Raw genomic sequence first — 24552 nt, forward strand, 5'->3', positions numbered from 1 at the left:
GCGACATGAATCATCACGCAGAAAAACGGGAGCAAGCCGTGCAGGAATTGCCGCAAGACACCTGCGCTGCCGGACAGTTCCTGCCGACCATGCCGCGATCAACCAAGGCTTAACCATCTAAGGCGTTGGCGATCCTCAAGTCGCCATTGGCACGTGATTTGCGAACATGCCTGCCAACGACACAGTGAGGAGTTGATCGTGAAAACCGTTTTGAAGAACTTCATTGCCGACGAATCCGGTGCGACGGCGATCGAATACGGCCTGATCGCCGCCGGCATCGCGCTTGCGATCATCGCCGTGGTCAACAATCTCGGCTCGACGCTGAAGCTGAAGTTCGGATCGATCAGCACATCGCTGAAGTAGAAGATCAGGCGCGGTAATGGCCGGACTTGCCGCCGAGCTTCTCGACGAGATGGATGCCCTCGATGCGGACGCCGCGCTCGACGGCCTTGATCATGTCGTAGATGGTGAGGCAGGCGACCGACACGGCCGTGAGTGCTTCCATCTCGACGCCGGTTGGACCTGTCACCTTGACGCTGGCGCGGACGAGGCAGCCCGGCAGCTTGGCATCGGGCTCGATGTCGACGGTGACCTTGGACAGCGCGAGCGGATGGCAGAGCGGGATCAGCTCCGAGGTGCGCTTTGCCGCCATGATGCCGGCGATGCGCGCGGTGCCGAGCACGTCGCCCTTCTTGGCGTTGCCGGACACGATCAGATCGAGCGTCGCCCTGGTCATGACGACGCGGCCTTCGGCGACCGCGAGCCGCTCGGTCGCGGGCTTGGCCGACACATCCACCATCCGCGCCTCGCCGGAGGCGCCGATATGGGTGAGGGCAGGGCCGGCCTTGGTCTTCGATGGCTTGGTCGTGGAGGCCTTGCGCGCCATGTCAGCGCGTGCCCGTCGCGCGAGCGCCGGTCTCACGCGCGAGCAGCGTGCGCGTGGCGGCGGTGACGTCGGCCTGCCGCATCAGGCTCTCGCCGACGAGGAAGGTCGACATGCCGACCCGCTCGAGGCGGGCGAGATCGGCGGGCGTGAAGATGCCGCTTTCGCCGACCATCAGCCGCCCCTCGGGGATCAGCGGCGCGAGCGTTTCGCTGGTCGCGAGCGTGGTTTCGAAGGTGCGCAAATTGCGGTTGTTGACGCCGATCATCGGCGAACGAAGATTCAGCGCACGGTCGAGCTCGGCGCGGTCGTGGATCTCGATCAGCACGTCCATGCCATGGGCGATGGCGGCATCTTCGAGGTCCTTTGCGGTGGCGTCGTCGAGCGCGGCCATGATGATCAGGATGCAGTCGGCGCCATGCGCGCGGGCCTCGACCACCTGGTAGGTGTCGAACATGAAATCCTTGCGCAGCACCGGCAGCGAGGTCGCCGCGCGCGCAGCCACCATGAAGTCGAGATGGCCCTGGAACGAGGGCGTGTCGGTCAGCACCGAGAGACAGGCTGCGCCGCCGGCCTCATAGGCCTTGGCGAGATCAGGCGGATCGAAATCCGCGCGGATCAACCCTTTCGAGGGCGAGGCCTTCTTGACCTCGGCGATCAGCGCGTAATCGCCGTTGGCGTGCTTGGCCCGGATCGCGCGCAAGAAGCCGCGCGGCGCGGACTGCGCCTTGGCCTTGGCCTCCACCGCCGACAGCGGCTGCGCGCGCTTGGCGGCGGCGATCTCCTCGCGCTTGTACGCCTCGATCTTGGTCAGGATATCCGACATGTCAGGCTCAGCCGTTGGAGACCGCGATCAGGTGTTTCAGCCGCGCGTTCGCCGCGCCGCTGTCGAGCGACTTTGTGCCGATCGCAACGCCCTCCTTGAGGTCCTTGGCACGGCCGGCCACGATCAGTGCGGCGGCGGCGTTCATCAATGCCACGTCGCGGTAGGGGCTCGGCTTGCCGTTGAGCACGCTTTGCAGCGCGATCGCATTGGCGTCGGCGTCGCCGCCCTTGAGCGCACCGGTCTCGCAGCGCGTCAGTCCAGCTTCCTCCGGTGTCACCTCGAAATTGCGGATCTCGCCGTTCTGAAGCGAGGACACGAAGGTCGGGCCGGTGAGGGTGATCTCGTCGAGACCATCGGAGCCGTGCACGACCCAGGCGGATTCGGCGCCGAGATTCTTGAGCACCTGCGCCAGCGGCTGCACCCATTGCCTGGAGAACACGCCGACCATCTGCCGCTTCACGCCGGCAGGGTTCGACAGCGGGCCGAGCAGGTTGAAGATCGTACGGGTCGCGAGCTCAACCCGGGTCGGGCCGACGTTCTTCATGGCGGGATGGTGGGCGGGGGCGAACATGAAGCCGATGCCGCATTCGCGCACGCAGCGCCCGACCTGCTCCGGCTTGAGGTCGATCTTCACTCCGAGCGAAGCCAGGACGTCGGCAGCACCGGAGCGCGACGACAGCGCGCGGTTGCCGTGCTTGGCCACCGGCACACCGGCGCCCGCCACGATGAAGGAGGCGCAGGTCGATACGTTGACCGAGCCGGAGCCGTCGCCGCCGGTGCCGACGATATCGACCGCGTCGGGCGGTGCCGTCACGGTCAGCATCTTGGAGCGCATCGCCGCGACTGCACCGGTGATCTCGTCCACGGTCTCGCCGCGCACCCGCAGCGCCATCAACAGACCGCCCATCTGCGAGGGCGTTGCCTCGCCTGACATCATGGCGTCGAAGGCGGATGCGGCTTCGTCACGCGACAGGCTGGCGCCGGTCGCCACTTTTCCAATGATCGATTTCAGGTCGTCCATCGCGTGCTTTCAACTCACTGGTTCGCGCCGGTCACCTGCGCGAAGGCGGCCTGATTAATGGTGGTCCCGATGTCGGTTTCAAGCTTGTTGACGTAGGAGGCGACCTGCTCCTCGGTCAGGGCACGGTCGAGGCTGTCCTTCAGCTTCTTGACCGCCTCGGAGGCGGCATCGACCGCGGGGTCGATGATGTCGGTGACGCGGAATACGATCACCTCGCTGCCGCCGCTCACGGGCGTCTGTCCGACGCCGTCCTTGGCAGTGCGGAACGCGGCCGCCACGACGGTGCCGGGCACGCCGGCGGGCGAGTCGTCGCGCTTGAAGCCGGTCGCGGTCTCGACCTTGGCGCCGATCGAGGCCGCCTCATCCGCGAGCTTGCCGCCCGCTTCGAGCTTCTTCACCATTTCGGTCGCCTTAACCTTCAGCTTGGTCGCGATCTGGTCCTGGCGCCAGCGCGCCTCGACCTGATCGCGGACCTCGTCGAGACTACGGTCGCGCGAAGGCGTGATGGCGAGCACGTCGTACCAGACATAACCGCCCTTGAACGAGATCGCGTCGTTGTCGACGCCGACATCGGTGTTGAAGGCCTGCGACACGACGTCGAGGCCCTGCGGGATGTTGGCCACCGGCTGGCCGTTCGGGGCGCGGCCGGAGCGATCGACGGCGTCGATGGTCACGGCGGTGAGGCCGAGCTTCTGCGCCGCGTCGATCACGCTGGAGCCGCCGCCGCGCTCGTCTTCCATCTTGTCGCGGAGGTCGGCGACCTTGACGCGCGCGCGGTCGGCCGCAATCTCGCGCTTGATGTCGCCGGCAAGCTTCGCGTAGTCGGCCTCATTGCCCGGCTCGATCTTGTCGACCTTGACGATGGAGGTGCCGAGGGCGCCCTGGATCGGCTGGCTGATCTCACCTGCCGGCAGCGCGAAGGCGGCATTCCCGACCGCGGAGTCGAGCGAGGACTTGGTCACGAGCCCGAGATCGACGTCGGAGGCGCTGAGCCCGCGCTCCTTGCCGAGGTCCTCGAACGACATTCCGCCGACGAGCCGCTCGCGCGCGGCCTGCGCCTCGGCGACGCTGGGGAACACAAGCTGCTGGATCTGGCGTTTCTCCGGCGTGCCGAGCCGGTCCTTGCGCTGCTCGAACAGTTTCTTCGCGTCCTCGTCGGAGACCTCGGACCATTTGCCGATCTCTTCCGGCGAGATCACGACGAAGGCGATCTTGCGATATTCGGGGGCGCGGAACTGAACCTTGTGATCCTCGAAATAGGCGGCCAGCGCCTCGGGCGAGGGCGCGTCGATGGTACCTGCCTGGGCCGCGTCGAGCCTGACGAACTCGATCGAGCGCTGCTCCTTCTGGAAGCGCGTCAGCACGTCGATCATGGCCTTCGGCGGCTCGAGGCCGGCGCCGATCGTGCCGGTGATCTGCCGGCGCAGCGACACCTTGCGCTGCTCGGCGACGTAACGCTGCTCGGTGTAACCGAAATTGCGGATCATGGCCTGGAAGCGGTTCGCATCGAAGTTGCCGCCGACGCCCTTGAAGTTGGGGTCGTTCATGATGACCTGGCGGATCTGCTCGTCGGACTGGCCGAGTCCGAGCCGGCGTGCCTCTTCGTCGAGGGCGGCTTCGGCGATCGTCTGCTGTAGCACCTGACGGTCGAGGCCGAAGGCGCGCGCCTGGTCGGGCGTCAGCGGACGGCCGAACTGGCGGCTGATCTGCTGCAGGCGGTCGGTATAGATCTGCCGGAACTCGTTCAGCGAGATCTCGGTGCGGCCGACCTTGGCCACAGTGGACTGGCCAAAGCCCTTGAAGATGTCGGCGATGCCCCAAATGCCGAAACTGACGATCAACACGCCCATCACCACGGCCATAATGGTCTTGCCGAGCCAGTTTGATGAGGCCTTGCGCATTCCTCGAAGCATTTGGTCCAACTTGTTTGGTCAGGAGGGGAACGGGAGCGCGTCTTAATGCAGATTCCGCAAAAGCGCGTCACCAAATTGATAGATCATCATAAAGTGGCGGCTTTCCCCCCGCAACCTCAGGTCATGCGACTGCGAGAAGCTGCGGTTAAAAGCCCCAAAGCGTTTTCCGTCAGAAAACGGGTCAGAACAAGAATCTGGAACTGCGGCAGGTCCTCTGCTAGCGCATGAACAAACCTCATATCGCTGGAAATTGACATGACCGACGCCATCCGACCGCTGATCGCCGGCAACTGGAAAATGAACGGCCTGAAGGCCCAGGCTGCCGAATTCGACGCCATGCTCAATGGCGCGGCAGATGTGGTCGCCAAGGCCGACCTGCTGGTCTGTCCGCCGGCGACGCTGGTCGCCGCCTTTGCCGATAAGGCGCGGGGCCAAAAGGTCGCGGTCGGAGCCCAGGATTGCCATCCGAAGAGCTCCGGTGCTCATACCGGCGATATCGCAGCCGAAATGCTGGCGGATGCAGGGGCGACCGCCATTATCGTCGGCCATTCCGAGCGGCGCGCGGATCACGGCGAGGGTGACGCCCTGGTCAGGCAGAAGGCCGAAGCGGCCTGGCGGGCAGGGGTGACGGCAATCGTCTGCATCGGCGAGACGCAAGGCCAGCGCGACGCCGGCCAGACCCTGGACATCCTTCGCGGCCAGCTCCAAGGCTCGCTTCCCGATGCCTCGACCGCGGCCAATCTGGTCGTGGCCTACGAGCCGGTCTGGGCGATCGGCACCGGCCTGACCCCCACGGTCCAGGATGTCGAGCAGATTCATGGGTTTATCAGGGAGTTCCTGATCTCCCGGTTCAAGGCTGAGGGTGCGAAGATGCGAATCCTCTACGGCGGCTCGGTCAAGCCCTCCAACGCGGCCGAGCTGATGGCCGTGAAGAACGTCGACGGGGCGCTGGTCGGCGGCGCCAGCCTGAAGGCGGCCGATTTCCTTGCCATTGCCAAGGGCTGCCCCTAGCTAACCCAAAGCTTTGGTTCAGGGCCGATCGGGGGTGGCAATGCCCCCTCCGATCGTGTAACACCGCGCAACTTCAGGAAAACCCGCGAAGCGCGATCGGCCGCCGTCAGGCGCCGCCCGCTTGTGACGGAAGGACACTATGCAGACCGTTGTCATCGTCATCCACCTCATGATCGTCGCCGTCATGATCGGCGCCGTCCTGCTTCAGAAGTCGGAAGGCGGCGGCCTCGGCATGGGCGGCGGCGCGGGCTTCATGTCGAGCCGCGGCACCGCGAACCTCCTGACGCGGACCACCGCTATCCTGGCTGCGGGCTTCTTCCTCACCAGCATGTTCCTGTCCTGGCACGCGGGCTACAGCCGCGCGCCGTCGTCGATCATCGGCACGCCCGCATCGCAGGGCCAGCCGGCCGGCGGATCGCCGATCACGGCCCCGACTTCGGGCGGCATCTTGGATACGCTGAAGAAGGCCGACGAGCAGCAGCAGGCGCCGGCCCCGAGCGGCCCGCAGGTACCGCGCTCGCAATAAAGCAGGGGGGCCATGCAGGGCGGTGGCTACCGTCCTGCATCAACAATCCCCATCAAGGCACTGTCACCACTCTTCGTTTTGGCTCACCCACAGGCCCGCAAAATCTTTGGGGCGGAATACGAATCGCTTTGGCGAATCGAATTCGAGGGATTAGAGGTTAAGTCCCATGGCGCGGTACATATTCATCACCGGCGGCGTGGTTTCTTCGCTCGGCAAGGGTCTGGCTTCAGCGGCACTCGGTGCCCTGCTGCAGGCCCGGGGCTACAAGGTCCGCCTCCGCAAGCTCGACCCCTATCTCAACCTCGATCCCGGGACGATGTCGCCGTATCAGCACGGCGAAGTGTTCGTGACCGATGACGGCGCGGAGACCGATCTCGATCTCGGTCACTACGAGCGCTTCACCGGCCGGCCGGCGACCAAGGCCGACAACATCACGACGGGGCGCATCTACCAGGACATCATCACCAAGGAGCGCCGCGGCGATTATCTCGGCGCGACCATCCAGGTGGTTCCGCACGTCACCAACGCCATCAAGGAGTTCGTCCTCGACGGCAATGACGATTACGACTTCGTGCTGGTCGAGATCGGCGGCACCGTCGGCGATATCGAGGGCCTGCCGTTCTTCGAGGCGATCCGCCAGCTCAAGAACGAGCTGCCGCGCGATCACGCCGTCTATATCCACCTCACGCTGCTGCCCTACATTCCGAGCGCCGGCGAATTGAAGACCAAGCCGACGCAGCACTCCGTGAAGGAGCTGCGCTCGATCGGCATCCAGCCGGACATCCTGCTCTGCCGCACCGATCGCGAGATTCCGAAGGAAGAGCGCCGCAAGCTCGGCCTGTTCTGCAACGTGCGCGAAAGCGCCGTGATCGAGGCGCGCGACGTCGACAACATCTATGCCGTGCCTGAGGCCTACCACAACGCTGGCCTCGACGACGAAGTGCTCGCCGCCTTCGGCATCGGCTCGCGGATTCCGCCCGAGCTGCGCAGCTGGCAGCAGATCAACGAGCGCGTGCGCAATCCCGAAGGCAACGTCACCATCGCCATCGTCGGCAAGTACACCGGCATGAAGGATGCGTACAAGTCGCTGATCGAGGCGCTCTCGCATGGCGGCATCGCCAACAAGGTGAAGGTCAATCTCGACTGGATCGAGAGCGAGATCTTCGAGAAGGAAGATCCGGCGCCGTTCCTCGAGCACGTCAACGGCATCCTGGTGCCGGGCGGATTCGGCCAGCGCGGCGCGGAGGGCAAGATCAGGGCGGCGCAGTTCGCGCGCGAGCGCGACGTGCCGTATTTCGGCATCTGCTTCGGCATGCAGATGGCGGTGATCGAGGCCGCGCGAAATCTCGTCGGCATCGAGGACGCCAACTCCACCGAGTTCGGCCCGACCAAGGAGCCCCTGGTCGGCTTGATGACGGAATGGCTGCGCGGCAACGAGCTCGAGAAGCGCTCGCAGGCCGGCGATCTCGGCGGCACGATGCGGCTTGGCGCCTATCCCGCCGCGCTCAACCGCGGCAGCCGCGTCTCGCAGGTCTATGGCGGCGCGACCGAGATCTCCGAGCGCCACCGCCATCGCTACGAAGTCAACACCGCCTACAAGGACCGGCTCGAGCAGCATGGCCTGAAATTCTCAGGGTTGTCGCCCGATGGTGTGCTGCCTGAGATCGTCGAGTACGAGGATCATCCCTGGTTCATCGGCGTCCAGTTCCACCCCGAGCTGAAGTCGCGGCCGTTCGAGCCGCATCCGCTGTTTGCCTCGTTCATTCAGGCGGCGATGGTGCAGAGCCGGCTGGTCTGACGGCTTCAGCGCGCGGCGGAGTAGTCGCGCGCGTGATGCATGGGCGCCAGCGCGACCTGCGTTGACGATTCAGGCGCGAGCGATCCCGTGATCAGCTTCATCTGTGGCCGCCGCGTCAGCCGGTAGACGGCGGCGGGCGGCACGTTCAGCAGGGCGCGATCCACGAGCTTTGCGCGCAGGCCCAGCCGGTCAAGCATGGGCCGCGGGATCGGACAGCTCATGCCATAGGTGAACTGGTAGAAGGCGCCTCCGGGGCGGACATAGCTGAACGCGCCGCCGAGGATCGAGATCACCTTGCGCCTCGACATGTTGAGCAGTGGCAGGCCGCTCACGACCGCGCCGACGGGGGCGCCGTCATAGAGGCGCTCGGTCGCAAGCCGGCCGGCGTCCATCCAGAGCACGCGCGATCCGGGAAAGCGCATCTGCAGGAGCTTCATGAAGTCGGAGCCGTATTCGATCAGCGTGAGGTCCTGCGGACGGACTCCGCGTTTGAGCAGCTTGTAGGTGAACGCGCCGGTGCCGGGACCGAGCTCGAGAATCGGACCCGTCGTTGCACTGATCTCGCGCGTGATGAGATCGGCGAGCGCCGCACCCGATGGTGCGATCGCGCCGACCCGGCGCGGGGACGACATCCAGGACATGAAAAACGAAAGAAAATCGTTGGGCATGCGCACTCCGGCATCTTGGTTTGCACCTCCTGAGATCAGAGGTGAGACGGATGCAGTGTCACGGGAGCGCATTGCGAGAGCATTGCGCTGTCGAGCGCGAATGCGAATTGAATCAGCTCTGCCGCACTTCCGGCAGCGTGATCCGGAAACAGGCGCCGCCATCGGGTCCGTCCGCCACCGAGACGTGGCCGCCATGCAGCTGCACGATCTCGCGCACCATGTTGAGGCCGAGGCCGGCCCCACGATCGAGTGGCGTCAGCCGGTAGAACGGCTCGAAGATCTGCTCGCGCTGGCCGGCGGGAATGCCGGCGCCTTCGTCGGTGACCTCGATGCTCGCGGGCTTGCTGAGACGAATCCCGATCGTGCCGCGGCGCGGGCCGTGCTGGATCGCATTCTGCACGAGGTTGGTGAGCGCGCGCTCCAGCGCTGCCGCATCGCCAATCGTCTCGATCGGTGTCGCCGGCGCATCGAGGGCCAGCTCGTAGCCGGCCGCAATCGCCAGCGGCGCGAGATCGGCGGCGACGCTTTGCGCAACGGCGACGAGATTGACGCGCGTGAACGGATGGCCGCAGCGGTCGAGCCGCTGAATATCGAGCAATTGCTCGGCAAGCGTCGCCAGCCGCGCCGCATCCTCCAGCAGGCGGGTCTTGTCCGGTCCAGGGGCAAGTGACTCCAGCCGCGTGTTCAGGATCGCGATCGGCGTGCGCAGCTCGTGCGCGGCGTCCGCAACGAAGCGCTTGTGGCGGGCATAGCCCTGATCGAGCCGCGCCAGCGCGTCGTTGATCGCGGTCACCAGCGGCACGACCTCCAGCGGGATGCGCTCCACCGGGAGCCGCGCGCCGCGCTGATGGATGTCGATGCGCCGCGCCTCGTCCGCTGCGCTATCGAGCCCCCTGAAGGCGCGCTGCACGATCATCGGCGTCGCAATGAACGTCGCCGTTCCCATCAGCAGCAGGCCGGGCAGGGCGATGCCGAGAAACGCATGCGATGTCGTGAACAGCGCCTTGGCGCCGGTCAGACGTCCCTGAGTCGCCGTGATGACCTGCACGTTGCCCGCATCGGTGTCGACACGCTTCAGCCGCGCCGCCGGCTTGCGCGGATCGTCCTCGAACATCTGCCAGCCGAGCCGCGCCTGGCTGATCTGGTCGAGGCCACCGCCGATCGCAGCGAATTCGGCCGGCACGGCGCCTTCGCTGAGCGAATGGCCCTGCTTGTCGCGCACCAGGAACCAGAGGTCCGGCGTCTCGCTGCGCAACTGCTGCAGCTCGGCCGTCGGGCGCAAGGCCAGTCCACCTTGCGCCTCGCGCGTGAGCGCGCGCTGCACGACATCGATGACGCGGTCCTCGTCGCGCTCGGCCAGCACGAGGCCGGAGGCGCAAAGCCCGGCCAGGACGACTGCAACCAGCGCGACCAGGATCGCGGCCTGAAGCGAGAGCAGGCGCCAGCTCAAGCGCGAGCGCAGGCAATAGGGATCGTCGTGTTTGCTCATGTTAGCTTCTTCAAGCTGGCAGCCTCTTGAGGAGATAGCCGACGCCGCGAATGCCGTGGATCTCGATCCCAGCGTCGGCGTCCGCGAGCTTTCGCCGCAGCCGCGAGATATGCGTATCCAGCGCGTTGGACTGGATCTCGTCGTCGAAATTGTAGACCGCCTCTTCGAGCGCCGAGCGCAGCACGGTCCGGCCCATGCGGCGGATCAAGGCTTCGAGCACCAGCAGCTCGCGGCGGGGCAGCTCGAACGGCTCGCCGCCGATGCTGGCTTCGCGATGGCTGAGGTCGAAGGCGAGGCGGCCGGCACGGATGATTTCGGGTGAGAGGCCCGCGGGCCGCCGCAGCACGGCGCGCAGCCGCGCCAGCAGCTCCTCGACCGCAAACGGTTTGGCCAGATAGTCGTCGGCTCCGCTGTCGAGCCCGGCGATGCGGTCGGCGAGCTCGCCCCGCGCGGTGAGGACGATGATCGGCACACCGTCGGCGCGTGCGCGGAGCTTTGGGATCAAGGTGAGGCCGTCGCCGTCAGGAAGCTGGCGGTCGAGCAGGACCGCGGCATGGACGTCGGCGGAAATGGCCTCCTCCGCCTCGGCGAGTGTCGGCGCATGGTCCACCACCATGTCGTAGCGCTTCAGCGCCGAGGCCAGCGCGCCGGCCATTTCCGCTTCATCCTCGACCAGCAAAATCCGCATGTGACAGCCACCTCAACCGCAACTGAGCCTTTGTAGCGGCCCGATCATTGCGGCAGCATTGCGGGAGCCTGACGGCGCGCGGTTCGGCAGAAGCTTTCAAGCCATGCGCAGAACGCCACAGGGCCGGTCGGGCCTGGCTCAAGACACCGTCGGGGCGAGCCGCTATAACCGCCGGACCTGTTCAGGGAGGACATGAATGATCTACGAAATGCGCGTCTATCGCTGCGTGCCCGGCCGCCTGCCGGCGCTTTTGAAGCGGTTCGAGACGGTGACGCTGAAGTTGTGGGAGAAGCACGGCATCAAGCAAGCCGGGTTCTTCACCACGCTGATCGGCGAATCCAACCAGGAGCTGACCTATTTCCTGGCCTGGGATTCGCTTGCCGAGCGCGAGACGAAGTGGGGCAAGTTCATGACCGATCCGGACTGGATGAAGGCGCGCGCCGAAAGCGAAGCGGATGGCCAGATCGTCGGCAATATCGTCAGCCAGCTCCTGACGCCGACTGCCTTCTCGGCGGTGAAGTAGGAACCTGCGACGCACGGGCGGCGCCGGGAGCCCCGGCGCAACCCTGATATTCGGATGACCCGGCCCGAATGGGGTTGATCCGACCCTCGCGGCGGCTATGGTCGCGCCGAAACGAGGGATTTGCCTTGAGCTCTTCGAATTCAGCTGCGCCAGTCGTCACCATCGGCAGGGTCAAATTCGGCAATGATCTGCCGATTGCGATCATTGCCGGACCCTGCCAGCTCGAAAGCCGCCAGCATGCGCTGGAGGTGGCCTCCGCGCTGAAGGAGATCGCGGCGCGGCTGAACGTCGGCCTCGTCTACAAGACCTCGTTCGACAAGGCCAACCGTACCAGCGCGTCGGCGGCGCGCGGGCTGGGCTTGGCGCAGTCGCTGCCGATCTTCACCGAAATCCGATCCTCGCTCGGCCTGCCTGTTCTGACCGACGTGCACGAGGCCACGCAATGCGCCGAGGTGGCGCAGGCCGTGGACATCCTGCAGATCCCGGCCTTCCTGTGCCGGCAGACCGATCTGCTGCTGGCGGCGGCTGCGACCGGCAAGGTCGTCAACGTCAAGAAGGGACAGTTCCTGGCGCCCTGGGACATGGCCAATGTCGTGACCAAGATCACCAGCGCCAACAATCCCAACGTGCTCGTCACCGAGCGCGGTGCCTCCTTCGGCTACAACACGCTGGTCTCCGACATGCGTGCGCTGCCGATCCTGGCGCGCACCACCGGCGCGCCCGTGATCTTCGACGCCACCCACTCGGTGCAGCAACCGGGCGGGAAGGGCACGTCCTCCGGCGGCGAGCGCGAATTCGTGCCTGTGCTGGCGCGCGCGGCTGTCGCGGTCGGCGTTGCCGGCGTCTTCATCGAGACCCATCCCGATCCCGATCGTGCGCCCTCCGACGGTCCCAACATGGTACCGCTGCGCGAGTTCGAGGGGCTGATCGCCAGGCTGATGGCGTTCGACGCGCTCGCAAAGAACCCGCGCTGATGCAGCAAGGCGAGGCGGGGCCGCACGATCACGGCTTGCCGGCAGCGCTCTATGTCATTTCCGGAGCAAGCTTCGCAGCAGCGCTCTCGGCGCGCGCGCTCGATCCGGTGCTGCCGCACGTCGCCGAGGATTTCGGCGTCAGCATCGCGGCCGCGGCGGGCTTTGCCGCCGTGTTCGCCTTCACCTTCTCGATCATCCAGCCGGTGATCGGCGCCGCGGCCGATCTGTTCGGCAAGACGCGGCTGATGATCGCGTGCCTGGCGCTGCTGGGCCTTGCCAACATCCTGGGCGCGCTCTCGACCTCGTTCTCGGTGCTGTTTGCCACGCGCATCCTCGCCGGCATCGGCTCCGGCGGCGTGTTTCCGGTGGCGTTGAGCCTGACCAGCGATCTGGTCGGGCCGGAGAAGCGCCAGGTCGCGATCAGCCGCACGCTCGCCGGGGCCATGACCGGCAATCTGCTCGGCGCCTCGGCGTCCGGCCTGATCGGCGATTTCCTCGGATGGCGCGGCGTGCTGGCGGTCCTCGGCGTGCTCGTCATCGTCGCCTCGATCGCGGTCGCCGCCGGCTTTCGTGGCGCGAAGGTCAAGCATCCGCCGAAGACAAGCCTGTCCGCGCTGAAGGCGGGCTATCGCACCATCTTCACCAATCCCAATGCCTATGTGTGCTACTCGGCCGTTTTCATCGAAGGCTGCTGCGTGCTCGGCCTGTTTCCCTACATCGCTTCGTTCCTGTTCGATCTCGGGCAGACGTCGCTGTCGATCGCCGGTATCGTCATCGCGGGCTTTGCGGTCGGCGGCCTGTTCTACACGCTGACGGTGTCGCGCCTGCTGCCCTGGCTGGGCATGAAGAGAATGATGATCGCGGGCATGACGCTGGTGGCCTCACAGCTCATCGCCGTGGCCTTTGGCCCGCGCTGGGAGGTGCAGGCGCTGAACCTCATCGTGATGGGCTGGGGCTTTTACATCGCCCATGGCTGTCTGCAGGTCTTCGCCAGCGAGCTGTCGGTGGAGGCGCGCGCGACCGCGCTGTCGCTGCATTCGTTCTTCTTCTTCATGGGACAGACGGTCGGCCCGCTCGCCTACGGCTTCGGGCTGCAGCATGCCGGCAAGGTTGCGACCTTGCTCACGAGCGCCGCGATCATGGTGGTGCTGGGCCTCGTCTGCGCCCGGCTGCTCAAGCCGCGGGCGCCCTCCGACGCGCGCTGAAGTCCATTCGGTGACTTGAGCCGGGCGTCGTCCCGCACCATGACACCACCGGCAACGTATACATGGCACACGAATTGCTTTTATTCTGGGCAAATCGAGGTGTGAGATCGTGGACGCCCAGACCAGCCGTTCCGCCAACGCAGCCAGCACGCCCCGCACGACCGGTTATCCTACCAGGCCACCGCTGCGGCGTTTCCTCACCGACTGCCACGCCGAATTCCGGACCGACAATTCCGGCGAGCTCGCCGACTACATCCCCGAGCTGAAGCGCGCCAATCCCGATCATTTCGGCATCGCGCTCGTCACCATCGACGGCCACGTCTACGAGGTCGGCGACAGCGATGTGCCGTTCACGATCCAGTCGGTGTCCAAAGCCTTCGTCTTCGCGCTGGCGCTGGAGATGGTCGGTGAGGCGCGCGTCGCGGCCACCATCGGCGTCGAGCCGAGCGGCGAAGCCTTCAACTCGATCCGGCTCACCAACGACAACCGTCCTTTCAATCCGATGGTCAATGCCGGCGCCATCGCCTGCTCGGGCCTGATCTACGAGGCGGACGGGAAGGGCGCTTTCGAGCGTGTCCGCGCCAAGCTCAGCCAGTTTGCCGGCCGCGAGCTCGGCGTCGACGAGGCCGTGCATGCCTCGGAGACCGCGACCGGCAATCGCAACCGTGCGATCGCCTGGCTGCTGCGGAATTACGCGGTGCTGCCCGACGACGTTGACGCCGTGCTCGACGTCTATTTCCGCCAATGCGCGATCCTGGTCACCGCGCGCGACCTCGCCGTGATGGCGGCAACGCTCGCCAATCGCGGCATCAATCCGGTCACGGGCGTCCAGGTCATCACGCCGAACATCGTCGCGCGCACGCTGTCGGTGATGACGAGCTCGGGCATGTACGATTATGCCGGTGAGTGGACCTATCGCGTCGGCATCCCCGCCAAGAGCGGCGTCGGCGGCGGCATCGTCGCGGCGCTGCCCTCGCAGCTCGGGCTCGGCACCTTCTCCCCGCTGCTCGACAATCACTTCAACAGCGTGCGCGGCCTGAAGGTCTGCGAGGCGCTGTCGGCGCGGTTCGACCTGCACATGCTCAACCGCAACGCGGACGTGCGCACCAGCATCATGGCGGATTACGACGTCTACGGCATCTCTTCGCGCCGCAGCCGCCAGCCGCACGAGCAGCAGATCCTCGACGAGCGCCACAGCGACATCCGCGTGCTCGAGCTGGTCGGTGCGATGAATTTCGGCACGATCGACTACGTCACGCGAAGGCTCACCAGCGAGCCGCCGAATGCGCCGCTCCTGATCATTGATTTCCGCCGCGTCCCCGACATCACCGCGGCCGGCGCGGAGCTGCTCGGCGAGACGCTGACCGCGCTCGGCAATGCCGGCGTCACCGCCGTTCTGTCCGGCTTCGAGGAGAACTCGGCGGTGTGGAGCGCGATCGCCGCGCGCACGGCCGAGCCGCGGCGGCTGCGCCGTTTTCCGCTGCTCGATGATGCCATCGAATGGGCCGAGGATCAGGTGATCTACCGTTTCGGCGGCTTCACCGACGTCAAGGAGAGCGCGCATCTCGGCGAGCAGGCGCTGCTCGCCGAACTCGACGCCGACGAGATCGCCGCGATCGTCAAGCTCTCGACCACGCGGCACTATGCGGCCGGTCAGCGCATCATCGCCGCCGGCGAGCCCGCCAATTCGCTGTTCTTTCTCCAGAGCGGCATGGTCAGCGTGAAGCTGCGCAGCGGCGTGCGGCTGGCGTCCCTCGGCCCCGGCATGGAGTTCGGCGAGATGGCGATGCTGGAGCAAAGCCGCAGCGCCGACGTTCTCGCCGATACGCCCGTCACCTGCCTCGAACTGCCGCTCGACAGCTTTGCCGATTACCGCCGCCTGCACCCGGAGACGTCGCTGAAGATCATGCGCAACCTCGCCGCCATTCTGGCGCGGCGGCTGGTTGCGGCCAATGCGAAGGTCGATCTGCTCAGCGCTTACTGATTGCACCGAGACATCGTTGTTCGTTCCGCGGATGCAGCGCCGCGCGCCGCATTTGCGGCGTGTGCGTTGCTGATCCGGGGTCCAGAATTCGTGGTGCTGGGTCCCGGCTCAGCGGCGCAGCGCTTCACGCTGCACCGCGTCCGGGACATGAGCGAGGGGCTGGTGCCTCACTTCGCTCCACCAGCCGGGATCGGCTCCATCCCGCTCGCGATGATCGCTTCGCGTGCGGCGGGCGAGGCGAGGAAGTTTATCAAAGCGCGGCCAGCCTCGGGCTCCTTCGAACCGGCCGCGATCCCGGCCGAGAAGATCGTGATCTTCTGCAATTCGTTCGGCAGGGGACCTACGATGTCGATGCCCTTCACGGGCTTCAATTCGCTGATCTGCTGAAAGCCGAGCTCGGCCTCGCCGTGCGCGACGATCTCGCCGACGGGCGTTGCCGGAATCTTGCGCGCCTTGTCCTTCATGACGTCGGCAATGCCGAGCTTGTCGAACATCTCGGTCGAGACGTAGACGCCGCTGGCGCTGTCCGAATAGGCGATCGTCTTCGCCGCCAGCAGCGCGCGCTTGACCGCGTCGACCGAGCTGATGTCCGGCTTCGGCGCGCCCGATTTCACGGCGATCCCGATCGGCGATTTGGTGAGATCGACCTGGCTGCCGGCAACGACCTTGCCCTTGCTCGCGAGATCGTTGAGGGCGTAACCCACCATGATCAGGACGTCGGCCGGTTCACCGCGTTCGAGCCGCACGGGAATCGCGTTGGTGGTGGTCCCCATCGACGGCCCATATTCGGTCAGCACCTTGTTGCCGGTGGCTTTCTCGAATTCCGGCACGAGCGCCTTGTAGGCCGCCGTCAATCCGCCCGAGATCATCACCCGGACCTCGGCAGCATCGGAGGCGCCGGTGAGCCATAGGGCACCCAGAACGCCCAGGGCGACGTTGCGGAATGTTGCTGACATCGATTTCATTGTTGTTCTTCTCCCATTAGCCCCGCCCGCGATAGGGCGCGACGCCTTGCTCGGGCACCCACAGGCCCTTCGGCACGCGGCCGGTCTGCCAGAACACGTCGATCGGAATGCCGCCGCGCGGATACCAGTAGCCACCGATGCGCAACCACTTCGGCTTGATCTCGCTCGCGATGCGCTTGCCGATCATCACGGTGCAATCCTCGTGGAAGGCGCCGTGGTTGCGGAAGCTCGCGATGTAGAGTTTCAGCGACTTCGACTCCAGCAGCCATTGGCCGGGCGCGTAGTCGATCATCAGATGCGCGAAATCCGGCTGGCCCGTGACCGGGCAGAGCGAGGTGAATTCAGGCACCGTGAAGCGCACCAGATAGTCCGTGCCGGCTTGCGGATTGGGCACGCGGTCGAGCTGGGCTTCGTCCGGTGTGTGCGGCCACTCGACCGCGCGGCCGAGCTGGAGGGATTTTTTCGCCATCGTCGTCACATCCTGTTACGGATGCCGGGATGGACGTAATCGCGGCCGTCGTCAACCCGAGGCGGTCGTCTGGATCATGACGATCCGGTCGTTGCCGGACTCGCAGCCCCACAGCTCGCCCGGACGGCCGTCGAGCTGGCGGACATTGGCGTTGGCCTTGTCGCTGGCGAAGACGGTGAACTTCTCGGTGGCGGGATCGAAACGCACGATGGCATTGGCCGAAAAATCCGTCAGCCACACCTTGTCCTTGTCATCGACATAGACCGCGTAGGTGCGGGGACGCTCGCCCGGCAGCTTCCATGTCTTCCAGGATCCGTCGGCGGGATCGTGCACCGAGACATGGCCGCTATTCCACTCGCTGACCCAGATACGGCTGTTCGAATCCGACCAGACCCGTCGCGCGCCCTGGTTTGGCGTCGGCGGCTCGACGACACGGGCGCTGCCCGTCGCAAGGTCGATCCTGGCGATATGGCTGCCGGCGAGCGAGGCGTACCAGACATCGCCCTTGGGGGTCACCGTGATGCCGTAGGGCCCGATCCCCTTCGGTGCCTTGAATACGTTCATCTCGCCCGATTTCGGCGCGAGGCGGCCGTAGTATCCGGACTGGCCAGTGAACCAGTAGGTACCTGTCTTGTCGAACACGCCGGTGTTGAGATTGGCGGAGGCGAACTTTTCCGGCAGGCGGAACAGCGCGACCTTGAGATCGCCGGGATCGACCCGCGCGATCGCGTTCTGGCCGCCTTCCGTGATCCAGGGGGCGCCGTCGGGGCCGATCGTCACACCGTGCGGGGCGGCGCCCTGGCCGAGGCCGACCGTCTTGAAACTGCCATCCCGGGGATCGAGCCTGCCGAGCAGGCCCTTGCCCTGGGCGGTGAACCAGACCGTGCCGTCAGGGGCGGGCGTGAGATCGTGCAAGCCAATGCCGGCGCTGATCGGGAAATATTTTGTCCGGAACGAGGCCTCCTGCGCAAGGCTTGGGCGGGCGGCAAGGACGGCAGCGCTCGAAGCAAGAAACTGGCGGCGATTCATGGCGTTACCTCGGCTCCTTGGGATTGAGGATGGACGCGCAGACCCGATGTTCTCAAGCTTAGTCTCGGGTGCTTCACGCGTCAGCCGAAGCCGGGCGCCCAAGCGTTCACATTTGCTTGCGGCCCGTGTAAGACCCGCGGCACCGATCAGCTCTAACGAACGGAAGTGCACATCATGACCGCCATCATCGACATCATCGGCCGCGAAATTCTCGATAGCCGGGGCAATCCCACCGTCGAGGTCGACGTCGTGCTGGAAGATGGCGCGCTCGGCCGCGCCGCCGTGCCGTCGGGTGCCTCGACCGGCGCCCATGAGGCGGTGGAACTGCGCGACGGTGACAAGGCCCGCTATCTCGGCAAGGGCGTCACCAAGGCGGTCGGCGCCGTCAACGGCGAGATCTTCGAGGCCCTGAGCGGCCTCGATGTCGAGCAGCAGGCGCAGATCGACCAGATCATGATCGAGCTCGACGGCACGCCGAACAAGAGCCGGCTTGGCGCCAACGCCATCCTCGGCGTCTCGCTGGCCTGCGCCAAGGCCGCCGCGAACTCGCTCGACATGCCGCTCTACCGTTACGTCGGCGGCACCTCGGCGCGGCTGCTGCCGGTGCCGATGATGAACATCATCAATGGCGGCGTGCATGCTGACAACCCGATCGACTTCCAGGAGTTCATGATCCTGCCCGTCGGCGCCTCGTCCTTCGCCGAGGGCCTGCGCTACGGCGCTGAAGTCTTCCACACGCTGAAGTCGGAGCTGAAGAAGGCCGGCCACAACACCAATGTCGGCGACGAAGGCGGCTTTGCCCCGAACCTGCCGTCGGCGGACGCTGCGCTCGAATTCGTCATGAACGCGATCGGCAAGGCCGGCTTCAAGGCAGGGACCGACATCGTGCTCGGCCTCGACTGCGCCTCGACCGAGTTCTTCAAGGATGGCAAGTATGTCTATGAAGGCGAGGGCAAGACCCGCTCGATCTCCGAGCAGGCCAAGTACCTTGCTGACCTCGTCTCGCGTTATCCGATCGTCACCATCGAGGACGGCATGTCGGAAGACGACATGGACGGCTGGAAGGAGCTGACCGACCTCATCGGCAAGAAGTGCCAGCTCGTCGGCGACGACCTGTTCGTCACCAACGTCAAGCGCCTCGCCGAAGGCATCAAGGCCGGCCGCGCCAACTCGATCCTGATCAAGGTCAACCAGATCGGCACGCTGACCGAGACGCTCGCCGCCGTCGAGATGGCGCACAAGAACGGTTACACCTCGGTGATGTCGCACCGCTCCGGCGAGACCGAGGATTCCACCATCGCCGATCTTGCGGTCGCCACCAATTGCGGTCAGATCAAGACCGGCTCCCTTGCGCGTTCCGATCGCACCGCCAAATACAACCAGCTCCTGCGCATCGAGCAGCAGCTCGGCAAGCAGGCGCTCTACGGCGGCAAGGCGGCACTGAAGGCGCTGGCATAAGCCAGCGCCTTAGCAAACACAGGGGAGGATCGACATGAGCGACGGCAAGACCGGACTGCAACTGCGTTCGCTGATCAAGAAGAGCGGCGAGCTCGAGATCTCGCTCGTCGACGTGCCGACCCCCGAGCCCGCGGACGACGAGGTCGTCGTCCGCGTCGAGGCGGCGCCGATCAACCCGTCCGACCTCGGCCTGCTCGTCGGCGCCGCCGACATGAGCACCGCCAAGGCCTCGCGCACGAAGGATGCGCCCGTCATCACCGCAAAGGTGCCTGACGGCGCGATGCGCGCGATGGGGGCGCGGCTCGACCAGTCCCTGCCGGTCGGCAATGAAGGTGCCGGCGTCGTCATCAAGACCGGCTCGTCGGATGCCGCGAAGGCGTTGATGGGCAAGACGGTCGCCATGATCGGCGGCGCCATGTATTCGCAGTACCGGACCATGAAGGTCAGGGATTGCCAGTCGCTGCCCGAGGGCACCACGGCGGCGGAGGGCGCGTCCTGGTTCGTCAATCCGCTCACCGCGCTCGGCATGACCGAGACGATGCGGCGCGAGGGCCACAAGGCGCTGGTGCACACCGCGGCCGCCTCCAATCTCGGCCAGATGCTGAACAAGATCTGCATTGCGGACGGCATCCCGCTCGTCAACATCGTGCGCAGCAAGGAGCAGGCGGAGATCCTGAAGAAGATCGGTGCCAAATACGTCGTCGATTCCAGCATGCCGAGCTTCTTCGACGATCTCACGGCCGCGCTGGTCGAGACCGGCGCCACCATCGCCTTCGACGCCATCGGCGGCGGCAAGCTTGCCGGCGACATCCTCAACTGCATGGAAATCGCAATCAACAAGACCGCCAAGGAATACAGCCGCTACGGCTCCAGCGTGCACAAGCAGGTCTATGTCTACGGCGCGCTCGACATCCGTCCGATCGAGCTGCCGCGCGGCTTCGGCATGGCCTGGGGCGTCGGCGGCTGGCTGCTGACCCCGTTCCTCCAGAAGATCGGTCCGGCCGATATCGGACGGCTGCGCCAGCGCGTCGTCAATGAACTGAAGACCACCTTCGCCAGCCACTACACCAAGGTGGTGTCGCTTTCCGAGGCACTCGATCCCGCCAACGTCGCGGCGTACGCCAAACGCGCCACCGGCGAAAAATTCCTCATCAACCCGAATAAGTCGTGACGCGCGACGGCGTCTAAAGCGCGATGAGATTGGGATGAATCGTCATCGCGCTTTAGGTTATTGTTTGAGCATGATCTTTTCGGAAAACCGCACTTTTCCGGATCATGCTTTGGGCCTGATCGAATTCAGGCCTGAGCCGTGGGGCGAATAACGATCTCGCCGACGTCCACGCTATCCGGCTGCGCTATCGCGAAGGCCATCGCCTCCGCGATTGCGCTCGCCGGAATGGCCATCGCCTTCATGCTTGCCTGCCCTTGCTCCCGTAACGCGGAATCCGTCATGGAGGACGGCAGTTCGGTGTCGACATAACCGGGTGAGATGGTCGTCACGCGAAGGGACGGGCCGGCCTCCTGGCGAAGTCCTTCGGAAATCGCCCTGACGGCATTCTTCGACCCCGCATAGACGGCCATTGTCGGAACGATCTTGATGCCGGCGGTCGACAGGGTGTTGACGAAATGGCCGAAGCCCTGACGACGGAAGACGGGCAGGGCCGCGGCGATCCCGTAGAGCACACCCTTCACGTTCACGTCGATCATGTCGTCCCAGTCGTCGACCCTCAGATCGTCCAGGCGCGAAATCGGGGCAATCCCCGCATTGTTGATCAGGACGTCCAGCTTCCCGTATCGGTCCGTGGCAAGTCCGACGAGCCTGGCGACGTCCTCGCGTTGCCTGACGTCGGTAACGAGGAATGATGCCTTTCCGCCCTTTGAGGCGATGCTCGCGGCCAGCATCTGCAGCCGGTCGGCGCGCCGTGCGCCGAGGATCACGATGGCGCCACGTTCTGCGAGATGCCGGGCGGCGGCTTCGCCAATTCCGCTGCTCGCGCCCGTGATGGCGATGACCTTGCCTGCGATGCCCGTCATAGATGTTCCATGCAATTCGTTGCGAGATGAACTTCGCATCGGAAGCGAGGATGATCTATGCTCGAAATGCTCGAAAATCGTCGAGATCGGATCAAGCCTTGGACAAATCCTCGGAAAGGCACAAGACCCCGGACCCGCTGTCTCAGGTCTTCTCGCTCCTGAACGTTCGCGCGGCGCGTTGCACGAGGTTCGAGGCGGGCGGCAATTGGTCGTATCGGTTCCCGGCCAAACCCGCCCTCAAGTTCGGCGCGGTCATCCGAGGTGATTGCTGGATCGACTTCGGCGACGAAGCCCATCATCGGCTTGCCACCGGCGACTGCTTTCTTCTGGCCAATGCACCAGCCTATGTTCTGGCCAACGACCAACGCCTTGCACCCGAAGACGGTATGGCGGCGTTCGATTGGTCGCAGTCGGATGTCGCGCGTCATGCGGGCAGCGACACCGTTCTGCTTGCCGGCAGTTTCGGTTTCGAAGCGTCGGACGCCGGATTGCTGCTCGATGCACTCCCCCGTTTCCTGCTCATACCGTCGCGCAGTCCGTCGGCACCTGTCATTCATTCCACGCTCGAGATTCTCGACCTTGAAATCAGGGGGACGGGAATCGGAGCGGCCGTACTCACCGACAGGCTTGCCGACGTCCTGCTCGTCCAGGTGCTCCGCGCGGCGCTGGATCAGAGTGCCGGCGAGGGTTTGGGATGGATCAACGCGCTGGTCGACGCCAGGATCGGCAAGGCCATCAGGCTGATGCACGAAGACGCCGCTCAACCCTGGACCCTGGAAGCATTGTCCGAAGCGATCGCCATGTCGCGATCCGCATTTTCGAAGCGGTTCAAGTCGCTGGTAGGGCTGGCGCCGCTCGACTACCTGCTCCGATGGCGAATGCGACTTGCACGCGATCTGCTTCGACGTGGCGCGACCGTTTCGGCAACGGCCGCGCAGCTCGGATATTCGTCCGAGAGCGCCTTCGGACACGCCTTCAAGCGAGTCTACGGCCATGCGCCGAAGCGATACTGGCGCGGACAGGCTACGGGCGAAAAATTCCCCAACGCCTCAAATAAATTATCGTGATGCGCGACGGCGCATCACCGAAAGAAGGACTTGCCTTCTGAGCGAAGCCGGGGATTATTCCCGCCGCCGTTGAAAGCGGAAAAACCGCAAAGGCGCTCAGAAGGGGACTTCATTCCATGACCGATCTCAATCGTCGTCACCTGCTCGCAGGCGTCGCCGCCGTCGGTGCGGCTGCCGCCACCGGACTTCGCCCGACCATTGCCAATGCCTCAGTGCCGCCAGCCGGGACGCAGGCGCCAGGCTTCTATCGCTACAAGGTCGGCAGCTTGGAGTGTACCTCGATCAACGATGGCGCGCGCACCTTTCCGATGCCCGACAAGTTCGTCGTCAACGTACCGAAGGAAGAAGCCGCAGCCGCCGGCGAGGCCGCCTACATGCCCAAGGGCATGGTCACGGTGCCGTTCAACCCGCAGCTCATCAACACCGGCTCCAAGCTGGTGCTGATCGATACCGGCAACGGCGTCGCCAATCTCGAGCCGAGCAAGGGCGCCGTCGGCCGCACCCTGCAAAACCTCCAGGCCGCCGGCGTCGATCCCAAGAACATCGACGTCGTGCTGCTGTCGCATCTGCATCCCGACCACACCAACGGCATCCGTCTCGCCGACGGCGCGCTCGCGTTCCCGAACGCGGAGATCATGGTGCCGGGCAAGGACTGGGAGTTCTGGACCAGCGAGGACAACGCCGCAAAGGCCGAGTCCAATCCGATGATGAAGAACTACTTCGCCAACGTGAAGAAGACCTTCGCCGGACTCGAGTCCAAGGTGACGAAGTACGATTGGGGCAAGGAGGTCGCACCCGGCATCACCTCGATCGCGACACCCGGCCATACGCCGGGCCACACCTCGTTCGCAGTTGCCTCGGGCGATGCCAAGGTGCTGATCCAGTCCGACGTCACCAACATTCCGGAGTTCTTTCTGCGCAATCCGGACTGGCACGTGATGTTCGACAACGATGCCGCGATGGCGCAGGCTACTCGCCATAAATTCTACGACATGGCGGCGGCGGAGAAGGCCACCGTGATCGGCTTCCACTTCACCTTCCCTTCGGTCGGTCATGTCGAGAAGGACGGCGCCAAGTACCGGCTGATCCCGTCGGCGTGGAATCCGACCATCTGATCCGGGCCAGACGTTTGTGCGAAAGATCGGGCCGCCGCATGGCGGCCTGACTGTTTTGCAGCGTAGCCCGGATGGAGCGCAGCGTAATCCGGGATCGTGCCATAAGCTACATGGGTCCCGGATTACGCTGCGCTCCATCCGGGCTACGGTAGCCGGGCCTCAACGTCTGCTTTCGAGAAACTCAGCGTTTCCAGATCGTACCGGTTCATGCACTTGCATCCACTGCGCCAGATCGCTTAAGTGCCGCCCCGGCACTCCCGCTCAAGCCCTCGAGGACACCCATGGCCTACAACATCGTCGTTATCGCCGGCAGCCTGCGCAAGGACAGTTTTTCGCTGAAGATCGCCAATGCGCTCGCCAAGCTCGCGCCGGCCTCGCTCAAGCTCGAGGTCATCACGCCGGCGGGCATCTCCCACTTCAATCAGGACCTGGAGGGCGCGCCGCCCGCGGACTGGCTGGCCTTCCGCGACAAGCTGCAGAAGTCGGACGGCGTCATCTTCGTCACCCCCGAATACAACCGCGCCATTCCGGGCGCCCTGAAGAACGCCATCGATGTCGCCTCGCGGCCCTATGGCAAGAGCTCGTTCAACGGCAAGCCGGTCGGTATCATCTCGAACTCGCCCGGACCGCTCGGTGGCGTCAGCGCCGCCAAGACGCTGCAGAACATCCTGCCTGGCATTGCCGGCCCGATCATGCAGCAGCCCGAGACCTATCTGAACGCCGTCGGCGATGCCTTCGATGCGGAGGGCAACCTCACCAAGGACTCGCTGAAGGGTGTGCTGCAGGCCTACATCGATGCCTTTGCCGCCCACGTGGCGAAGCATCACGGGTGAGCACACGCTCTCGTCATGGCCGGGCCTGACCCGGCCATGACTACGACGCGGGTAGGGCGTTAGCGCTCCCTTA

At 65.3% G+C, this 24552-nt stretch carries 24 protein-coding genes; 13 read left to right on the forward strand and 11 right to left on the reverse strand.

The genetic code is table 11. From position 1 onward, the window contains the following. Positions 1-198: 198 nt before the first annotated feature. Positions 199-363: a Flp family type IVb pilin gene (locus IQ16_RS17255; protein WP_026311877.1), complete on the forward strand. Its 165-nt coding sequence runs from the start codon at positions 199-201 to the stop codon at positions 361-363. A 4-nt stretch (positions 364-367) separates the two neighbouring features. Here the strand turns inward: IQ16_RS17255 and moaC are convergent, their stop codons facing one another. The 4 genes from moaC to IQ16_RS17275 are packed head-to-tail and all read right to left on the reverse strand — an operon-like array spanning position 368 to position 4643. Continuing rightward, a complete protein-coding gene (moaC, locus tag IQ16_RS17260; RefSeq protein ID WP_018642268.1) occupies positions 368-886 on the reverse strand; it encodes a cyclic pyranopterin monophosphate synthase MoaC in 519 nt (172 codons plus the stop codon). Position 887: 1 nt separating this feature from the next. Further along, a complete protein-coding gene (trpC, locus tag IQ16_RS17265; protein ID WP_018642267.1) occupies positions 888-1709 on the reverse strand; it encodes an indole-3-glycerol phosphate synthase TrpC in 822 nt (273 codons plus the stop codon). A 7-nt stretch (positions 1710-1716) separates the two neighbouring features. Further along, entirely contained in the window at positions 1717-2730 is a 1014-nt protein-coding gene (gene trpD, locus IQ16_RS17270) for an anthranilate phosphoribosyltransferase (protein WP_018642266.1), read from the reverse strand. Between the two features lie 14 nt (positions 2731-2744). Then, entirely contained in the window at positions 2745-4643 is a 1899-nt protein-coding gene (locus IQ16_RS17275; RefSeq protein ID WP_018642265.1) for a SurA N-terminal domain-containing protein, read from the reverse strand. A gap of 255 nt (positions 4644-4898) precedes the next feature. Between IQ16_RS17275 and tpiA the strand changes: the two genes are divergently transcribed. The 3 genes from tpiA to pyrG all read left to right on the forward strand — a co-directional run bounded on the left by tpiA (position 4899) and on the right by pyrG (position 7978). After that, complete coding sequence (gene tpiA, locus IQ16_RS17280) at positions 4899-5654, forward strand: triose-phosphate isomerase (RefSeq protein WP_018642263.1); 756 nt, start codon at positions 4899-4901, stop codon at positions 5652-5654. Positions 5655-5793: 139 nt separating this feature from the next. After that, entirely contained in the window at positions 5794-6180 is a 387-nt protein-coding gene (secG, locus tag IQ16_RS17285; RefSeq protein ID WP_018642262.1) for a preprotein translocase subunit SecG, read from the forward strand. Between the two features lie 166 nt (positions 6181-6346). Beyond that, positions 6347-7978: a CTP synthase gene (gene pyrG, locus IQ16_RS17290; RefSeq protein WP_018642261.1), complete on the forward strand. Its 1632-nt coding sequence runs from the start codon at positions 6347-6349 to the stop codon at positions 7976-7978. A 5-nt stretch (positions 7979-7983) separates the two neighbouring features. Here the strand turns inward: pyrG and IQ16_RS17295 are convergent, their stop codons facing one another. The 3 genes from IQ16_RS17295 to IQ16_RS17305 all read right to left on the reverse strand — a co-directional run bounded on the left by IQ16_RS17295 (position 7984) and on the right by IQ16_RS17305 (position 10823). Continuing rightward, positions 7984-8646 carry a class I SAM-dependent methyltransferase gene (locus IQ16_RS17295; protein WP_035666045.1) on the reverse strand — a complete coding sequence of 221 codons (663 nt, stop codon included), beginning with the start codon at positions 8644-8646 and terminating at the stop codon, positions 7984-7986. A gap of 112 nt (positions 8647-8758) precedes the next feature. After that, positions 8759-10135 (reverse strand): sensor histidine kinase, encoded by a 1377-nt coding sequence (locus IQ16_RS17300; protein ID WP_018642259.1) that lies wholly within the window; start codon positions 10133-10135, stop codon positions 8759-8761. Positions 10136-10145: 10 nt separating this feature from the next. Continuing rightward, positions 10146-10823 (reverse strand): response regulator, encoded by a 678-nt coding sequence (locus IQ16_RS17305; protein ID WP_018642258.1) that lies wholly within the window; start codon positions 10821-10823, stop codon positions 10146-10148. A 196-nt stretch (positions 10824-11019) separates the two neighbouring features. On the opposite strand from IQ16_RS17305, the gene IQ16_RS17310 reads away from it, so the two are divergent. From IQ16_RS17310 to glsA, 4 genes are all read left to right on the forward strand, one after another. After that, complete coding sequence (locus tag IQ16_RS17310; RefSeq protein ID WP_018642257.1) at positions 11020-11346, forward strand: NIPSNAP family protein; 327 nt, start codon at positions 11020-11022, stop codon at positions 11344-11346. Between the two features lie 125 nt (positions 11347-11471). Continuing rightward, positions 11472-12320: a 3-deoxy-8-phosphooctulonate synthase gene (gene kdsA / locus IQ16_RS17315; protein WP_018642256.1), complete on the forward strand. Its 849-nt coding sequence runs from the start codon at positions 11472-11474 to the stop codon at positions 12318-12320. Next, positions 12320-13525: an MFS transporter gene (locus tag IQ16_RS17320; protein ID WP_018642255.1), complete on the forward strand. Its 1206-nt coding sequence runs from the start codon at positions 12320-12322 to the stop codon at positions 13523-13525. The genes kdsA and IQ16_RS17320 overlap by 1 nt, the downstream gene beginning before the upstream one ends. Positions 13526-13634: 109 nt before the next feature. Continuing rightward, entirely contained in the window at positions 13635-15509 is a 1875-nt protein-coding gene (gene glsA, locus IQ16_RS17325; RefSeq protein ID WP_018642254.1) for a glutaminase A, read from the forward strand. Positions 15510-15676: 167 nt separating this feature from the next. Here the strand turns inward: glsA and IQ16_RS17330 are convergent, their stop codons facing one another. The 3 genes from IQ16_RS17330 to IQ16_RS17340 are packed head-to-tail and all read right to left on the reverse strand — an operon-like array spanning position 15677 to position 17972. Further along, positions 15677-16474, reverse strand: a complete 798-nt coding sequence (locus IQ16_RS17330) for a substrate-binding domain-containing protein (protein ID WP_018642253.1) — start codon at positions 16472-16474, stop codon at positions 15677-15679. A gap of 16 nt (positions 16475-16490) precedes the next feature. Next, positions 16491-16943 (reverse strand): preQ(1) synthase, encoded by a 453-nt coding sequence (queF, locus tag IQ16_RS17335; protein ID WP_035666153.1) that lies wholly within the window; start codon positions 16941-16943, stop codon positions 16491-16493. A 51-nt stretch (positions 16944-16994) separates the two neighbouring features. Continuing rightward, the gene (locus IQ16_RS17340; protein ID WP_018642251.1) at positions 16995-17972 is read right to left on the reverse strand and encodes a Vgb family protein; all 978 of its coding nucleotides are present in this window, start codon (positions 17970-17972) and stop codon (positions 16995-16997) included. 174 nt (positions 17973-18146) lie between these two features. On the opposite strand from IQ16_RS17340, the gene eno reads away from it, so the two are divergent. Continuing rightward, positions 18147-19430 (forward strand): phosphopyruvate hydratase, encoded by a 1284-nt coding sequence (gene eno / locus IQ16_RS17345; RefSeq protein WP_026311876.1) that lies wholly within the window; start codon positions 18147-18149, stop codon positions 19428-19430. 34 nt (positions 19431-19464) lie between these two features. Beyond that, entirely contained in the window at positions 19465-20601 is a 1137-nt protein-coding gene (locus tag IQ16_RS17350; RefSeq protein ID WP_018642249.1) for a zinc-binding dehydrogenase, read from the forward strand. Positions 20602-20726: 125 nt separating this feature from the next. Here IQ16_RS17350 and IQ16_RS17355 read toward each other — a convergent pair whose 3' ends face one another. Further along, on the reverse strand, positions 20727-21464 hold the full coding sequence (locus IQ16_RS17355) for an SDR family oxidoreductase (protein ID WP_018642248.1): 738 nt from the start codon (positions 21462-21464) through the stop codon (positions 20727-20729). A gap of 98 nt (positions 21465-21562) precedes the next feature. On the opposite strand from IQ16_RS17355, the gene IQ16_RS17360 reads away from it, so the two are divergent. The 3 genes from IQ16_RS17360 to IQ16_RS17370 all read left to right on the forward strand — a co-directional run bounded on the left by IQ16_RS17360 (position 21563) and on the right by IQ16_RS17370 (position 24479). Then, positions 21563-22531 (forward strand): AraC family transcriptional regulator, encoded by a 969-nt coding sequence (locus IQ16_RS17360; protein ID WP_018642247.1) that lies wholly within the window; start codon positions 21563-21565, stop codon positions 22529-22531. 116 nt (positions 22532-22647) lie between these two features. Next, entirely contained in the window at positions 22648-23646 is a 999-nt protein-coding gene (locus IQ16_RS17365) for an MBL fold metallo-hydrolase (protein ID WP_018642246.1), read from the forward strand. Between the two features lie 281 nt (positions 23647-23927). Beyond that, a complete protein-coding gene (locus IQ16_RS17370; protein ID WP_018642245.1) occupies positions 23928-24479 on the forward strand; it encodes an NADPH-dependent FMN reductase in 552 nt (183 codons plus the stop codon). The last annotated feature ends 73 nt before the right edge of the window (positions 24480-24552 follow it).

It is taken from the genome of Bradyrhizobium huanghuaihaiense (genome assembly GCF_007830635.1).
GTDB classification, from domain to species: domain Bacteria; phylum Pseudomonadota; class Alphaproteobacteria; order Rhizobiales; family Xanthobacteraceae; genus Bradyrhizobium; species Bradyrhizobium huanghuaihaiense.

What these genes read in the sequence shown, in the direction of transcription:
- moaC (WP_018642268.1), bottom strand. Translation starts at nt 886, where the DNA reads ATGGCGCGCAAGGCCTCCACGACCAAGCCATCGAAGACCAAGGCCGGC.
- trpC (WP_018642267.1), bottom strand. Translation starts at nt 1,709, where the DNA reads ATGTCGGATATCCTGACCAAGATCGAGGCGTACAAGCGCGAGGAGATC.
- trpD (WP_018642266.1), bottom strand. Translation starts at nt 2,730, where the DNA reads ATGGACGACCTGAAATCGATCATTGGAAAAGTGGCGACCGGCGCCAGC.
- IQ16_RS17275 (WP_018642265.1), bottom strand. Translation starts at nt 4,643, where the DNA reads ATGCTTCGAGGAATGCGCAAGGCCTCATCAAACTGGCTCGGCAAGACC.
- tpiA (WP_018642263.1), top strand. Translation starts at nt 4,899, where the DNA reads ATGACCGACGCCATCCGACCGCTGATCGCCGGCAACTGGAAAATGAAC.
- secG (WP_018642262.1), top strand. Translation starts at nt 5,794, where the DNA reads ATGCAGACCGTTGTCATCGTCATCCACCTCATGATCGTCGCCGTCATG.
- pyrG (WP_018642261.1), top strand. Translation starts at nt 6,347, where the DNA reads ATGGCGCGGTACATATTCATCACCGGCGGCGTGGTTTCTTCGCTCGGC.
- IQ16_RS17295 (WP_035666045.1), bottom strand. Translation starts at nt 8,646, where the DNA reads ATGCCCAACGATTTTCTTTCGTTTTTCATGTCCTGGATGTCGTCCCCG.
- IQ16_RS17300 (WP_018642259.1), bottom strand. Translation starts at nt 10,135, where the DNA reads ATGAGCAAACACGACGATCCCTATTGCCTGCGCTCGCGCTTGAGCTGG.
- IQ16_RS17305 (WP_018642258.1), bottom strand. Translation starts at nt 10,823, where the DNA reads ATGCGGATTTTGCTGGTCGAGGATGAAGCGGAAATGGCCGGCGCGCTG.
- IQ16_RS17310 (WP_018642257.1), top strand. Translation starts at nt 11,020, where the DNA reads ATGATCTACGAAATGCGCGTCTATCGCTGCGTGCCCGGCCGCCTGCCG.
- IQ16_RS17320 (WP_018642255.1), top strand. Translation starts at nt 12,320, where the DNA reads ATGCAGCAAGGCGAGGCGGGGCCGCACGATCACGGCTTGCCGGCAGCG.
- IQ16_RS17330 (WP_018642253.1), bottom strand. Translation starts at nt 16,474, where the DNA reads ATGAAATCGATGTCAGCAACATTCCGCAACGTCGCCCTGGGCGTTCTG.
- queF (WP_035666153.1), bottom strand. Translation starts at nt 16,943, where the DNA reads ATGGCGAAAAAATCCCTCCAGCTCGGCCGCGCGGTCGAGTGGCCGCAC.
- IQ16_RS17340 (WP_018642251.1), bottom strand. Translation starts at nt 17,972, where the DNA reads ATGAATCGCCGCCAGTTTCTTGCTTCGAGCGCTGCCGTCCTTGCCGCC.
- eno (WP_026311876.1), top strand. Translation starts at nt 18,147, where the DNA reads ATGACCGCCATCATCGACATCATCGGCCGCGAAATTCTCGATAGCCGG.
- IQ16_RS17350 (WP_018642249.1), top strand. Translation starts at nt 19,465, where the DNA reads ATGAGCGACGGCAAGACCGGACTGCAACTGCGTTCGCTGATCAAGAAG.
- IQ16_RS17355 (WP_018642248.1), bottom strand. Translation starts at nt 21,464, where the DNA reads ATGACGGGCATCGCAGGCAAGGTCATCGCCATCACGGGCGCGAGCAGC.
- IQ16_RS17365 (WP_018642246.1), top strand. Translation starts at nt 22,648, where the DNA reads ATGACCGATCTCAATCGTCGTCACCTGCTCGCAGGCGTCGCCGCCGTC.
- IQ16_RS17370 (WP_018642245.1), top strand. Translation starts at nt 23,928, where the DNA reads ATGGCCTACAACATCGTCGTTATCGCCGGCAGCCTGCGCAAGGACAGT.